The 14,190-nt window shown below is 31.3% G+C and carries 12 protein-coding genes; 2 read left to right on the plus strand and 10 right to left on the minus strand.

All coding sequences use genetic code 11. The annotated features are described in order from the left end of the window. Positions 1-47: 47 nt before the first annotated feature. The 10 genes from N456_RS11840 to hemB all read right to left on the minus strand — a co-directional run bounded on the left by N456_RS11840 (position 48) and on the right by hemB (position 9,260). Positions 48-761 (minus strand): 3'-5' exonuclease, encoded by a 714-nt coding sequence (locus tag N456_RS11840; RefSeq protein WP_062057138.1) that lies wholly within the window; start codon positions 759-761, stop codon positions 48-50. Further along, positions 751-1,917 carry a serine hydrolase domain-containing protein gene (locus N456_RS11845; RefSeq protein WP_062057140.1) on the minus strand — a complete coding sequence of 389 codons (1,167 nt, stop codon included), beginning with the start codon at positions 1,915-1,917 and terminating at the stop codon, positions 751-753. The genes N456_RS11840 and N456_RS11845 overlap by 11 nt, the downstream gene beginning before the upstream one ends. Positions 1,918-2,421: 504 nt before the next feature. Then, entirely contained in the window at positions 2,422-3,183 is a 762-nt protein-coding gene (locus N456_RS11850) for a LytR/AlgR family response regulator transcription factor (RefSeq protein WP_082422516.1), read from the minus strand. Beyond that, on the minus strand, positions 3,146-5,113 hold the full coding sequence (locus N456_RS11855; RefSeq protein ID WP_062057144.1) for a histidine kinase: 1,968 nt from the start codon (positions 5,111-5,113) through the stop codon (positions 3,146-3,148). The genes N456_RS11850 and N456_RS11855 overlap by 38 nt, the downstream gene beginning before the upstream one ends. A gap of 27 nt (positions 5,114-5,140) precedes the next feature. Continuing rightward, positions 5,141-5,620 (minus strand): methylated-DNA--[protein]-cysteine S-methyltransferase, encoded by a 480-nt coding sequence (locus tag N456_RS11860; RefSeq protein ID WP_062057146.1) that lies wholly within the window; start codon positions 5,618-5,620, stop codon positions 5,141-5,143. After that, positions 5,617-6,696, minus strand: coding sequence for a CNNM domain-containing protein (locus tag N456_RS11865; protein WP_062057147.1), 1,080 nt, complete (start codon positions 6,694-6,696; stop codon positions 5,617-5,619). Before N456_RS11865 ends, N456_RS11860 begins: the two co-directional genes overlap by 4 nt. A 163-nt stretch (positions 6,697-6,859) precedes the next feature. Then, positions 6,860-7,375, minus strand: a complete 516-nt coding sequence (locus N456_RS11870; RefSeq protein ID WP_062057149.1) for a DinB family protein — start codon at positions 7,373-7,375, stop codon at positions 6,860-6,862. Further along, positions 7,375-7,779 (minus strand): c-type cytochrome, encoded by a 405-nt coding sequence (locus N456_RS11875; protein ID WP_062057152.1) that lies wholly within the window; start codon positions 7,777-7,779, stop codon positions 7,375-7,377. Before N456_RS11875 ends, N456_RS11870 begins: the two co-directional genes overlap by 1 nt. An 11-nt stretch (positions 7,780-7,790) precedes the next feature. Next, positions 7,791-8,177, minus strand: a complete 387-nt coding sequence (locus N456_RS11880; RefSeq protein WP_062057154.1) for a tellurite resistance TerB family protein — start codon at positions 8,175-8,177, stop codon at positions 7,791-7,793. 108 nt (positions 8,178-8,285) lie between these two features. Continuing rightward, positions 8,286-9,260, minus strand: a complete 975-nt coding sequence (gene hemB / locus N456_RS11885; RefSeq protein WP_062057156.1) for a porphobilinogen synthase — start codon at positions 9,258-9,260, stop codon at positions 8,286-8,288. 166 nt (positions 9,261-9,426) lie between these two features. On the opposite strand from hemB, the gene N456_RS11890 reads away from it, so the two are divergent. Both N456_RS11890 and N456_RS11895 read left to right on the plus strand, forming a co-directional pair. After that, positions 9,427-10,311: an ABC transporter ATP-binding protein gene (locus tag N456_RS11890; protein ID WP_062057158.1), complete on the plus strand. Its 885-nt coding sequence runs from the start codon at positions 9,427-9,429 to the stop codon at positions 10,309-10,311. Further along, the gene (locus N456_RS11895; protein ID WP_062057160.1) at positions 10,308-13,910 is read left to right on the plus strand and encodes an ABC transporter permease/M1 family aminopeptidase; all 3,603 of its coding nucleotides are present in this window, start codon (positions 10,308-10,310) and stop codon (positions 13,908-13,910) included. The genes N456_RS11890 and N456_RS11895 overlap by 4 nt, the downstream gene beginning before the upstream one ends. Positions 13,911-14,190 lie beyond the last annotated feature (280 nt).

The following is a 14,190-nucleotide window of genomic DNA, read 5'->3' on the forward strand; positions in this document are numbered from 1 at the left end:
ACCCTTTCTTCTTTTTTTTACTTTAAAAATATAGTACTCCCTACTTATTATACAGAGATTATTTCGTTCTCTTCTAATAATTCTTCTTGCCGTAATCGAAGTAAAACCTGTGCTACCGCAACAGTATCTTTTTCACAATACATAATAATCCTATCTAGATTTTGCTCTTCATAAAAAACCTGTCGCACCTGACTTCCATCAATATCATCTTTTGGTGAAGGAATCCCTAAAATACTTGTCATTAATTTTAAAGAAGTATAATGTTTATAGTCTCCAAATTTCCATAAATCCAAAGTATCTAAATGGGGTATTTCCCAAGGTTTTTTGCCAAAAAGATTAAGTTGTTGTGGTAGTGCTATCGTATGAATAATCATCCTACGAGCGATATATGGAAAATCAAACTCTTTTCCATTATGCGCACAAAGCAAATGGTGTTGTTTACTAAAATGGGTTTCAATTAAATTTTTAAAATCTATTAGCAATTGTTTTTCTTTTCCAGAAAATGTTTTTGTTCTAAAAGACCTAGTTGTTCCTGTAATCACAAAGTATCCAACCGATATACATACAATTTTACCAAATTCTGCCCATATTCCTGCTCGTTTATAAAACTCTTCTGGAGAAAATTCTTCTTTTCGTTGATATTTAGTCTTATCACCCCATAGGTATTTCATTTCCTCACTTAGATTTTCAAAATTTTCTTGTTCAGGTACTGTTTCTATATCTAGAAATAAAATATGTTCTAAGTTTAATTTACTGAGCATTCTCTAGCATTTTATAAGCTTCCTCTATATATACGAAGAAGTCTTCTGTAAATGATTCTCCTACAACAAACTGACCTCTATTATGTCCCAATCGTACAATCATAATATTATCTTCTGGAATACCAATTACATATTGTCCTAGAATACCTCTCATAACAAATATTTTTTTATCCAAATGGTTTGATATCCAGAAACCATAGCCATACATTGGAGCATCATCAAATCTTGGTTTTATTGCTAATTCTGTAAACTCAGCAGGTAACAATTGTTCTCCTGCGAATATTCCTTTATTTTTAAACAACATCCCAAAACGTGCAAAATCCCTTGCATTACTAGCAATACAACAGTATGCTTTTTCCATTCCACTTTCTTTACTATCTAATTGCCAGATTGCTTCATGCTGCATTCCCATAGGTTTCCAGAAACTTTCACTAAGGTAAGTGGATAAACGTCGTTCTGTAGCTTTTTCTATTACCATCCCTAATAGCTGCGTACTACCACTTAAATATTTATATATTTTCCCAGGTTCATCAACTACTTTTAAACCTAACATAACATCTCTGATATTAGGATCATAATATGCTCTTGCTGTGATAGAAAAAGGGCTTGTATAGCTCTCATCCCAATTAAGCCCAGAGGACATTGAGGAAAGGTCTCCAACTGTTGTCTTTGCTGCTAGACCGTCAGAGAATTCTGGTAAAAAATCTCCTACCGGCTGATCCAAACTTTGAATATGTCCGTCCATAATTGCTTTTCCAAGTAAAGCTGTAATAATGCTCTTCGCCATAGAAAAAGAATTGGTTTTGGAATTTTTACTATACCCATCTGCATAGTTTTCATACCAAATACTATCGTTCTTTACAATCATAAATGCAACCGTTCCTAGCTTTTTATTAATGACGTTTAATCTATCTGTAGCTGCTATTTTATTATATTCTGAATGTATTGGCCATGCTATAGTGCTATTTCCTTTTTCAATAGTACGATTATCAAAATATGAATGATCATCTATATATGCAGTAGTATGACCTGTCATATAAACTACTCTAACTCCTTTTAGAATATAATCATAATCAAAAATGTATAATAGTGCAATACAAAGTAGGAGAATGATGAGGAATGCTTTTAACAAAAATCTGAGTACTCGTTTTATCATTATATATAAGATTGATGTATTAGTAGTATCCTAACGAAAAATCGTGATGTAGCTAATGTATGAAAATTAATTACAGTTAAATAATGAAGAGTTTATAAAGCTTCATGTTTTTATAATCTCTTCATTATTTAACTTTATTTAACTCGCTTCATTATGCACATCTATCATCGACTCAAAACATTTAGAGTCTTCGTTCTTCAAATATCTCAGTATTCTTCATTATATAAACACATAATAAAAATAGAGTGTCCGGAAAACCGGACACTCTATATGGAAAATAAATTAGGTAAAATTAATTACATTAAGACAATTATATTCACTTTCCTGTCTAACAACGATGTGTGCTAAAAATTGAGCTTGTGTACCAACAAAACTACAGTAAACGCATTTACTTTTTATCTAGCATTACGTGTTTGGTTGTTATAAATGTATATATGGCTTATTATACTGTATGAAGTGTTTTTTATAAAGTAAAAAATAAGCATCCTATCAGTATCCTATTGGTTATATTACGTTTAGTTTACTATATAAAGCTTTCTTAGAATCTTTGGCTATGGGTAATGATTTATCATCTCCCATTATTACATATCCCCCTTGATCTTTGGCTACAGTATTTACATAATCTAAATTGATTAGGTATGATCTGTGAATTCTCATAAAACCAAAAGGTTGTAGCTTAGATTCTATATATTTTAAATTTTTAGAGATTACAATTTCTTTTTGGTTTTCTCTAACAAAAGTGGTGTAATTACCATTACTCATACAATACATAACTGTTGGGATCTTTATAACATGCGTACCTCTGGAGTCGGTAATCGAAATTTTTGGTACTTCATGAGTTTTGGAATACAACTTTTTAAAATCTTTTAAAGAACCTTCATTAAGTTTCTTTTTTTCAATTAGTTGGGTTGCTTTAGTGATAGTTCTTACCAATAAATCTAATTTAATAGGCTTTAACAAATATCCAAGAGCATTATATTGGTATCCATCTATAGCATATTGGTTGTGTCCAGAAACAAAAACAATTTTAAATGTAATCTCATTCAATTCATTTAAAACATCAAAAATACATTGCTCTCCTAATTGTATATCCAAAAAAACCAAGTCTGGATCTACTTCTGGTAATTTATTTAATATAGAGTCTTTATCTTCTGCCTCTCCTACTATTTCTACTTCTGGGCAATAGGCTTGTAAAAGTAATTTTAGGTTTTCTCTATCTTTTTTTTCATCATCGATTATGAAACATTTCAGGGTTGGTGCCATCATTGTAAATATCTTTAATTGTTGGTAAATTAATTATCACCTCAGTCCCTTTAGGTCTTTTATGCTTACAAAAAAGATCTTTTATATGTATGCTGGGATGGCTTTTTAAAATTTTACTAAGGATTTCTAAACGTTCATTCGTGTTTTTTGTTGCCATAGACAAATGAGTTAAACTTTTATTTTGTTTAGAATGTGATGTTGTTGCTTTTCTACCAACACCATTATCTATTATTCGGCATAGAATAGTTTTTTTATTTTTAACAACTTTTATTTTTAATTTTCCTTTTTCTGATAGTTTAGAAAACCCATGAATGATTGCGTTTTCTATAAAAGGTTGTATGATCATAGCGGGTATTTTGGGGTTATCTTCTATTATTTGTTGATCTATGTCATAAACTACATCAAACTTTTCTTCGAATCGACCTCGTTGTAACTTTACGTATGATTTTATAATATCTAACTCATCATTAAAATCTATGCATACACTATCTGATCCATTTAGTACATCTCTAATTAGACTAGATAGGTCTGTCATATACTCATTAGCTTTTTTACTTTCATTTTTGAGAATAAAATTTTGTAAAGTACTAAAGGTATTAAATAAAAAATGTGGGTTCATTGAGGAACGTAAGGAAGTAAGACGTAGAAGCATTAATTTTTGATTAACTTCATAATATTTTAGTTTGTTTTTATAATTTCTACATAATAAAATAATTAATATTACAAAAAGTAAGCTTCCTGACAGGTAGCTAAAAAACCTTATATCACTTACTTTTTTTTTGATTTTAAGATTTGTCTGTTCTAAATTAGATATGATAACTTCTTTGCTCCGTACTATGTTTTTTGCTAATTCTTTATTGACCTTAATTTTTAATTGCTCTAACTGTAATGGTTTTATTTCTCTTAATATCTTTAGGCTTTGCTCTAGCTTACCTAGTTTTTCATACGTTTTTGAAAGATCCTCTTTAGTAAGAATTAAGCTGGATACATCTTTTTTGTCTACAAAATATCTATGAGCAGTTAAAAAATAATCTAAGGCTTTATTGTACTGTTTTAACCCATACTGAATGCTTCCTAGGGTATGCATTAATGTAGGATATAAATCATCATCTCTTTGATAATAAGATATACTATCTAAATTTATGTTATTATGAATGATTTCTAATGCTTCTTTATTTTTTTTCTTTAGGTAATAAGACCAAGCAATGTTATTATAAGCCATAATACAAATTCTGTTTATAGGCTTTTTATGACAATATTGAGTTGTTATTTTTGAATAGTGCTGTATTGAATCAGGCTCACTATCAGAAAAGGCAGCTGATATATTTAGATATGCAATTCTAATTTTAGTGGTATCGTCTTTAGGGATATAGATTAGTGATTTTTTAGAATCTTTCTTTGCTCGCTCTGTATCTCCAATGGTTCCAAATAATTGCCCCCTATGGTTATAAGCCATTCGATACAGATCAGGGTAATCACAATATTCTAAATACTCCAGTACTTTATTATAATATGTTAAGGCTTTTACATATTTCCCTAATCTACTATAGATATAACCTAATTCTAATAAGGCTTTGAAAACTTCTTTATCGTCTCCTGTTTTAGAACTATACATAATCAAGTCATTAAGCACCCATATTGCAGTGATATAGTCTTTGACTGCGTATTGTTCATAAAACTCTACTGTTTTAAAACCAATAGAATGAACATGATCAATACTATTGGTTTTTTTTGCTAATTCGTATGCTTTAGTATACGCTAATTCTGCCTGTATATATGCCTTATTTTTAGATAAACTATCAGCCTGTTTAATAATAGAGTCTAAGGTGTTAGTTTTTATTACGATCTTTTGATGTGTCTGTTGAGCAGTAGCTGTCAGCCCACATATTAAGGTACAGAAGAGATAGGTTAATTTATAAATATTGGTTTGCATTAGGTTTTAAGATATAAAAAATAAGTTTCAGAATAGTGATTGCTGTTTTACAGGATTCTCATGTGCTAGCAGCCATTTTTTTCTCCATAAGCCTCCTGCATAACCTGTAAGGGAGCCATCGCTACCAATTACCCTATGACAGGGTATAATTATCCATAATGGATTTTTTCCATTAGCACTTGCAGCAGCTCTTATGGATTTTGGATCTCCAAGTCTTTTAGCAATATCGAGATAGGATACTGTTTTTCCAAAAGGGATCTTTAACAATTCATCCCATACTTTTTTCTGAAAATCAGTTCCCGAAGGGTTTAATGTTAAATCAAAATGAGTACGGTCTCCCTCAAAATATTCTCGTAATTGTACAACTGTATCTTGTAAGTAAGGAGGTATCATTGTAGATGGTATAATTGTAGTTTCTTTGGTTACAGAAACACTAGTAATACCATCTTTATCGCCTGATATAGTAGCAATTCCTAAAGGGGTTTCTATATATGCCTCAGTACTCATTCTTCATTTTCTATAATACCGAGTCGTCGTGCTCGATTTTCCCAATTTTTACGAGCTAGATCTTGCATATTAGCATCTGTATCACTCTCATCAACAATTTCTAATCCTAATAATGTCTCTATAACATCCTCCATCGTAACTAAACCACTTACTGAACCATATTCATCTACTACTAATGCGATATGTTCTCGTTGCTCTACTAGTTTTTCGAACAAATTTGGAACTGCCATATTACGATCAACAACTAATAGTTGTCGTTTAAGATCTCCTAATTTTTTATTATGATGGTCCTCTGCCATCTCTTTATAGATACTATCTTTTAACACATACCCTGTGATATGATCTAGGTTATCTTTATAAATTGGTATTCTGGAGAATCGTAATGTTTTATTATTTTCAAAAAAATCGGCTATACTTTGATTTTCTGGTGCTATCTTTAGTACACTTCTGGGAGTCATGATATTCTTGGCCAAAATAGCTTTAAAATTTAATAGGTTCTTAATCACTTTGGACTCTGATTCTTCAAAAACACCTTCTTCTTTGGCAATATCAGTCATTGCTGTAAAATCTTCTCTACTTAATACCGATCCATGGTGTCCTTTACTTCCTATTAGCTTAGTTGTAAGTCTTAAAACCCATAAAATCCCAGTATATTTTAGGGGTATTATCAAAACAAGTAATGCTTTAGAGGTAAAATTAGCTAGCTGTTTCCAGAAAGTTGCTCCAATTGTTTTAGGAATAATCTCTGATAATACCAGAATAAGCATCGTCATAATCGTAGAGACAATACCAACCATATTAATCCCTAATACCTCTACCTTATAAGGTAGCTGTTCTGCCTGTACTCCTACCAGAATTGCTCCTACAGTATGTGCTATCGTATTTAAGGTAAGTATTGCTATTAAAGGTTGATCTACATCTTTTTTTAAATTCTCTAATGTAGTGGCGTATACTTTTCCTTCTTTTTTCTTTAGATTAATAAACGTTGGAGTGACACTAAGTAATACTGCTTCTAATATGGAGCATAGAAAGGAAAAGAAAATAGAAAGTACGGCGTAAACAATTAGTAAAGTCATTGTGTTATATTAATATTGTTTATGCTAAAATAATGATTTTTAAAATGTATTTTAAAATCAAATCTCTACATATAATTTTATATACCTGTATCCTACAGGTTGCTATTTTTAATACTTATACAATTATGGTATAATGATCTTATCTAGAAAATATCTAAATCAATCACCAGCCTACATAACGTGGTGGTTCAATAACATTTAGATTAAGATATACTATCAGCTGTCCCCGATGATGGGTAACATGATCCTGTAATAAATTAAGGATTTGGAGTTTTGTTTTTCGTCCGGCAAAAAAATCAACTTCTGAAGAAAACTCATCTTTATTTGTATTCTGCACCTGTGTATATACTTTATCAAACGTTGTTTTAAGTAGCTTAATGATTTCTTTTTTGGTTTCTGGTAAGTTTTCTGCTGACTTATCTTTATCTATTGGTTCTTTAGAGAAATAAGTAGTTCCTAGCCAATGCATATTTTTATGAATATGTAATAATTGATCTTTAAAGCTCATTTGTCGTTCAGTAGGTTTAAACTTATATTTATCCTCTGGCATTTGTGCTGCCATTTCTAAAAGATACTCTTTAGAATTGTTCCATTTTTCTAAAAAAGCTGCTTTAGGAGTTGTTTGCTGTGATATCACAGAACCTGATATCAAAAAAAAGAGTGTTACTAGTCTAATCATTATTTTATTTTTCCTTGACTTACGTCTGTCATATACGTTTCTAATGCTTTTAACTCTTCTGAACTAAATGTTTTGATAATTGCAAAATTTGTTTTCATTACTGAATATGTATTAGGGTCTACAATAGGTTCAGATTTTTCTTTTAAAAATGCTAATAAATCACCATTTTTTTCTCTGTAAACCTTCATAATTTCAAGGATACTTGGTCCGATTGTTTTTTTATTTACTTTATGGCAAGTATAGCATTTTCCTTTACCATTAAATACGCTTTCTCCTAGATTATAAGGATTCATCTGTTGTTTATTTGTCCCAATCTTAATTTCTTCTTTTTTACCTTTCTTATCAGACTGACATGATATGATAAGTAAGGGTATTACTATAATTAGCAATCTTATCTTCTTCATATATAAATTGATTACTTGTATTTGTCTTTAATTTTCTCGATATCGTTCTTAAACCGTTCTAATAAATCTCTAGAAAAACTCGTGATCACTTTTTCTTCTTTGCTATCTATACCGTTATTAACTTCTGCAATTTTGGTAAGTGCATATATCATAAAATCATATTCTTCATCAGGACCATTATCAGAGAACACTTCTATTACTTTTTTATATAATGTTTCGACATCACTTTGATGCTCATTTTCATAATCAAAAGACCATTTAATAACTGCACCTTTTGGATGTCCTCTTAGAATTTCTTCAAGAATTTTGACTTCTTCTTTTTGAATAATACCATCACTCATTGCGATTACATATAATAATTCTCCAAACGTCTGATATAATCTATCTCTACTTACCATGGTTTATCATTTTAATCAGATCTCGCAGGTATTTTTAACATCTGTGAGATTTATAATTTATTTTTCAAAAAAAGAATACTCTTACTAAAAGTTAATTATAGTGATATATTACCCTAATAATTTAACGACATCCTTAGCAAAATAGCTGGCTATAACTTGTGCCCCTGCTCTTTTGAATGCCATGATTTGCTCCATCATTACAGTATCATGATCTAACCATCCTTTTGCAGCAGCAGCTTTTACCATAGCATACTCACCACTTACCTGATATACTGCAACAGGAACATCAACAACATCTCTTACATCTCTTACAATATCTAGATAGCATAACCCTGGTTTTACCATCACAATATCTGCTCCTTCTTCGATATCTATAAGCGTTTCTTTAATTGCTTCATCCCGATTAGCAAAATCCATTTGATATGTTTTTTTATCTCCAAATCCTGGTGCTGAATCCAAGGCATCTCTAAAAGGACCATAAAATGCTGAGGCGTACTTAGCACTATAACTCATGATCCCTGTATTCTTATAATTTTCTTTTTCAAGCAATTCTCTAATAGCCAAAATTCTACCATCCATCATATCACTAGGTGCTACAAAATCAGCTCCTGCCTGTGCATGGGATAATGCCATTTTTGCCAAGATAGTACATGTTTGATCATTAACAATATACCCATCCTCTACAATCCCATCATGACCATAAGAAGAATAAGGATCTAATGCTACATCGGTCATTACTAACAGTTCGGGTGCTACTTCTTTAACGGTTTGAATAGCACGTTGCATTAACCCATCAGCGTTTATGGCTTCGGTACCCTTATTATCTTTTAGATCATCGGGTACTTTTACAAAAAGTAATACTGATTTTAACCCCATAGCCCATAGTTCCTTTACTTCGTCTTTAAGGAAATCCAAGCTATACCTATAATAATTTGGCATCGAAGGAATTTCTTCTTTGATACCTTTTCCCTCTACTACAAATAATGGGACTAAAAAATCATGAGGTGTAATTGTATATTCTCTAACCAAAGAACGAATTGCATCATTGGTTCTTAGTCGTCTGTTTCTGCGAAGTTGCTGCATTCTGAATTGTAAAATTTAATTGTTGTAAAGATACTATATATCTTTTATCAAAAACTATCCATGAGTGAGGATATACTAAACATGCTATAAAGGTAAACTGACTTTAAAAAAATATCAAATCATGTAACAAAACCTTAACAAACACTACTAATATTGAAAAAAAAGTATGCTTACCATAAAAAGTCTTAATAAAACGTATCCTAATGGAACGCAAGCGTTAAATGATGTCAATCTATCTTTAGACAAAGGAATGTTTGGGCTTTTAGGTCCTAATGGCGCAGGGAAATCTTCATTAATGAGAACTATTGCTACTCTACAATTAGCGGACTCAGGAACGATTACATTTAATGATATTGATGTTTTTAAACAACCAGAAGAACTGCGAAAAATAGTAGGATACCTACCTCAGGATTTTGGAGTATACCCAAAAGTATCTGCAGAGATGATGCTTAATCATATTGCTAAAGTAAAAGGGATTACTAATACACAAGAGCGCAAGGGTTATGTTGCTGATTTATTAAATAAAGTAAATTTATATAAATTCAGAAGTCGTAATCTTGGAGATTACTCTGGTGGGATGAGACAGCGTTTTGGTATTGCACAAGCACTAATTGGTAACCCAAAATTAATCATTGTAGATGAACCAACTGCTGGTTTGGATCCCTTGGAACGGAATCGTTTTCATAATTTATTAAGTGAATTAGGAGAAAATGCAGTTGTTATTTTGAGTACTCATATTGTGGATGATGTAACGAATTTATGTCAGAATATGGCGGTTTTTAATGAAGGTAAAATTCTAGCGCAAGGTAATCCACAGGAACTCTCAGAGACCTTAAATGGTAAAGTTTTTAGAAAAAAAATCAATCAATCTGATCTAGAGCGTATTGAAAGTGACTATATCGTATTATCAAATTACCTAAGAGGAGGAGAATTTTATGTCAGTATATATAGTGACTCTACTCCTAGTGAAGGATTTGAACAAATAACCAATGGTTTAGAAGATTTCTATTTTTACTGTATTAATAAAAAACAGCAGGAGGCAATACTATGATAGAACTATTCCTATTCGAACTAAAATATCGTTTAAAAAGACCTGCTACTTGGATTTATGCTGTATTAGGACTTACTATAGCACTACTATTATCAGTCTTTGAAAAATCAGTAACAGCCCAATTTGTCAATAGCCCGAATGCTATTGCTGGGGTTATTGGAAGTGTTTCTGTTATTTCTATTTTCTTTTATGCTGCTATTATGGGGGTTCCCATTTTTAGAGATAAAGATCATAAAACATCTCAAACTTATTTTACATACCCTATATCAGAAAAATCGTATGTACTAGGACGTTTTTTAGGAAGTTATACTATAGCTTCTTTGGTTAATCTTTTTATTGTTTTAGGAACTATTATTGGATTTGGGATAGCTATTTTTTTGGATCGCCCTGATTATGGGAATTATGATAGTTTTAATCCAGTATCCTACCTTCTTCCTTTTATATTTCTATTACAAATTAATGCACTAATTATTGGCGCATTGTTTTTCTCTCTAATGGCATTCTTTAAAAAAATGCCTATTATCTATCTGGGGGGTATCTGTCTTTTCCTTTTATATAATATTTCAGGGAATCTGATGTCTAGTATCGATAATCAATGGCTAACGCCATACTTAGATCCTTTTGGAAATAGAGCATTTGCCTATCTAAAAAAATACTGGTCAATTAATGAGTTAAATAATAATCAATTACCAGTTTATGGTAAATTCTTAATCAATCGAATGCTATGGTTAGGGTTAGGAACTCTATTTTTTCTAATTACCTATTTTAGATTTGATTATAAAAAGTTTTTACGTTCTGGTCAGAAAAATAGAAAAACAGAAACGAATACATATACTCCTTCACTGATCACTTCTGTAACACAGAATTTTACTAAAAAAACAGATTGGAATAATTTAATATCCTTAAGTAAGATTGAATTTTTATCTATTATTAAAAATTCGATCTTTATAATTTTACTCATCATTGGGATACTCTTTTCTATATTTAGTATTTATAATCAGAATGAAACGTATGGAACTCCTAATTTACCACTAACTCGATATGTGGTTACCTATATCAATGGAGTGATCTCTTTCTTTTGTGTTGTGATATTAGTGATCTATTCTGGAGAAGCCGTACATAGAACTCGAAAAAATAAAACTTTTGTATTCTATGACGCCCTACCGATACGCGATTCTAGTCTTTATTTTTCTAAAATCATAGCACTTGTCGGTATCGCACTAGTACTTACATTGGTTAATATTGTAATTGGTATTTTGTTTCAAACTTTTCATGGTTATTTTCAATATGATCTTGGAGTATATTTTACATATAATTTTGTTTTAATACTCCCAGGGTTTTTAATGACAATTCTACTTTCATTTTTTATCCATGTAGTGATTAATAATAAGTTTCTGGGTCATTTTATTGTTATACTCGTATACTTTGGACTACCAATCTTAGTTACGTTAGCCTTTAAAAGTAGTAATCCACTATTTATTTTTACCAGTACGACACCTTTTTTTCTAAGTGATCTTAATGGTTTTGGTCATTATTTTACAGGAGTTACATGGTTAAACATGTATTGGTTATTAATGACTTCGATAGTAATGATTATTGGTAAACTATTTTGGACCAGAGGTTTTTTCTCCTCTTCTAAGGAACGATTCGCATTAGCAAAGCAGCGATTTACTACTAAAACAATTTTAGCTTTTACAATTGTCGTTATTGCATTTATAGCGGTAGCAGGATATAGTTATTATAACCTAAAGGTTTTAAATACGATGGAAGATGGTAATTATGCAGAAAAAGTAGCTGCAGATGCAGAAAAGAAATATGCAAAATACATAGGGCAACCTCATCCGCAGGTGACTGATTTAAAAGCCTATATCGATGTTTTTCCAGAAGACCGAAATGTAAGGGCTAAAGGAGATTTTAAAATCATTAATAATTACTCGACTCCCATAGATACCTTATTACTAGAGGTACAATATCCTACGACACACACTACTTTAAAGAGTGTGCATTATAATGGTACACCACTAACTCCTATAATCAGAGACTCAGTGTATAGAATGTATTTCTATAAATTGCCAAAAGCGATGATGCCTAATGAAAAAGCAGCATTAACGATAGAGGTCATTGCAGAAACCAAAGGTTTTTCTAATAGTATGGAAACCGAAGTACTGTATAATGGTTCCTTTTTTAGGGATAATATATTTCCTAGATTTCATTATGAGCGTACTATGATTGATAATGGAACACGGGTAAAATATGGATTAGAAAAACTAGACTACCTGTACCCTCCTAGGACAGATTCTTTAGCCATTAAGAAAAACCTATTTAATGAAGATGCTAATTATATTAATTTTGAAGCCATAGTAAGTACTGCTATTGATCAAACTGCTCTAGCTCCAGGAAAATTGGTAAAAAAATGGCAAGAAAACGATAGAGCTTATTATCAGTATAAACTAGAGTCACAAACCGATCTATTCTTTAATGTAGTATCAGCAAAATATGATGTAGAAATTTCTAGTTGGACTGCTCCTAGTGGTAAAAAAGTAGCTATAGAAATCTATCACTCACCAAAGCATAAACGTAATCTGGCTTATTTTATCAAAGGCACTAAAGCAGCATTAGAATATCTTTCTAAGAATTTCTTAGAATACCCTAATTCGGTGATTAGAATCGTAGAGTTTCCTGCACATTCTAAGTATGCTCAATCATTTGTAACCACCATTCCATATTCTGAGGATTTTGGATTTGCAGCCAATTTTGATAAGGCAGAGGATTTTAATTATGCATTTAGAGTAACAACTCACGAGGTAGCACACCAGTGGTGGGGGCATTTAGTTACCCCTAGTAAAACATCAGGAGCGAATATCATTTCTGAGACCTTAGCAGAGTATTCTTCGCTGATGACCATGAAACATGAATATGGTGAAAATGGAATTAAGAATTTTCTAAAATATTCCTTAGATTCTTATTTACGTAGTAGAGCTTTTAGTTTTAAACCAGAGCGTTCTTTAGTAAATGTAGAGATAGGGCAACACATCTGGTACGAGAAAGGATCTATGATTATGTATGAGTTACAAGATATTATAGGAGAACAGAAAATGAATACAGCACTCAGAACATTTTTAACAGAGTACAAGAATTTTGAAAAAGGAGTATACCCCACATCAGAAAACCTCTATGAGGCGATTTACTCCGTAACTCCGGATTCCTTAAAATATGCAGTAGAAGATGGGTTTAAAAAAATAGTACTCTATGAAAATAGAGTTGTAAAATCAAAAACTAAGAAACTACCTAATGAACGATATGAAACTACTTTTACGGTAGATTCTAAGAAAATATATTATGATGATACTGGTAAAGAAGAACATACTGATCCTACAACTAACTATATAGAGATAGGATTGTTTGGAGAGGATAGTGTAGATGCTCAAGAGGTTCCTCTAAAAACCCCATATTATCTAGAACGAAAATGGTTGCAACCTGGAGAAAATACTTTTACTATAGTAACGGATAAAAAACCATTAAAAGCAGGTATTGATCCTTATAATAAATTAATAGACAGAAACTCTGAAGACAACCTTCAGTTTATTGAAGAAGACTAAATTTAACTCCTCACAGAGGGTTTACTCAATAGCATTCCTCGACATTTGTCTCAGGTGTAGCAAAGAGCATCAAAACTTTTAGCTACTTTTTTTAGATCACGATCAAAAAGCGCTGTTTTGATCGTGATTTTTTTATGATCAGAATTTAATTATTTAGTAACAGCATCATAAAAGCTGTAAAGAGAACTTCTAAAGAGTATCAAAATCAATAGAAAAACTAAGCGATATAGGCTTGGTTACCTATCTATTAGCAATAGCTACGGGACTTATGTATATCAGT

It is taken from the genome of Aquimarina longa SW024, assembly GCF_001401755.1.
Taxonomy (GTDB): Bacteria; Bacteroidota; Bacteroidia; order Flavobacteriales; family Flavobacteriaceae; genus Aquimarina; species Aquimarina longa.

Excerpts from the sequence above, each read along its gene's own strand:
- N456_RS11840 (WP_062057138.1), bottom strand. The coding sequence starts at position 761 with ATGCTCAGTAAATTAAACTTAGAACATATTTTATTTCTAGATATAGAA.
- N456_RS11845 (WP_062057140.1), bottom strand. The coding sequence starts at position 1,917 with ATGATAAAACGAGTACTCAGATTTTTGTTAAAAGCATTCCTCATCATT.
- N456_RS11850 (WP_082422516.1), bottom strand. The coding sequence starts at position 3,183 with ATGATGGCACCAACCCTGAAATGTTTCATAATCGATGATGAAAAAAAA.
- N456_RS11855 (WP_062057144.1), bottom strand. The coding sequence starts at position 5,113 with ATGCAAACCAATATTTATAAATTAACCTATCTCTTCTGTACCTTAATA.
- N456_RS11860 (WP_062057146.1), bottom strand. The coding sequence starts at position 5,620 with ATGAGTACTGAGGCATATATAGAAACCCCTTTAGGAATTGCTACTATA.
- N456_RS11865 (WP_062057147.1), bottom strand. The coding sequence starts at position 6,696 with ATGACTTTACTAATTGTTTACGCCGTACTTTCTATTTTCTTTTCCTTT.
- N456_RS11870 (WP_062057149.1), bottom strand. The coding sequence starts at position 7,375 with ATGATTAGACTAGTAACACTCTTTTTTTTGATATCAGGTTCTGTGATA.
- N456_RS11875 (WP_062057152.1), bottom strand. The coding sequence starts at position 7,779 with ATGAAGAAGATAAGATTGCTAATTATAGTAATACCCTTACTTATCATA.
- N456_RS11880 (WP_062057154.1), bottom strand. The coding sequence starts at position 8,177 with ATGGTAAGTAGAGATAGATTATATCAGACGTTTGGAGAATTATTATAT.
- hemB (WP_062057156.1), bottom strand. The coding sequence starts at position 9,260 with ATGCAGCAACTTCGCAGAAACAGACGACTAAGAACCAATGATGCAATT.
- N456_RS11890 (WP_062057158.1), top strand. The coding sequence starts at position 9,427 with ATGCTTACCATAAAAAGTCTTAATAAAACGTATCCTAATGGAACGCAA.
- N456_RS11895 (WP_062057160.1), top strand. The coding sequence starts at position 10,308 with ATGATAGAACTATTCCTATTCGAACTAAAATATCGTTTAAAAAGACCT.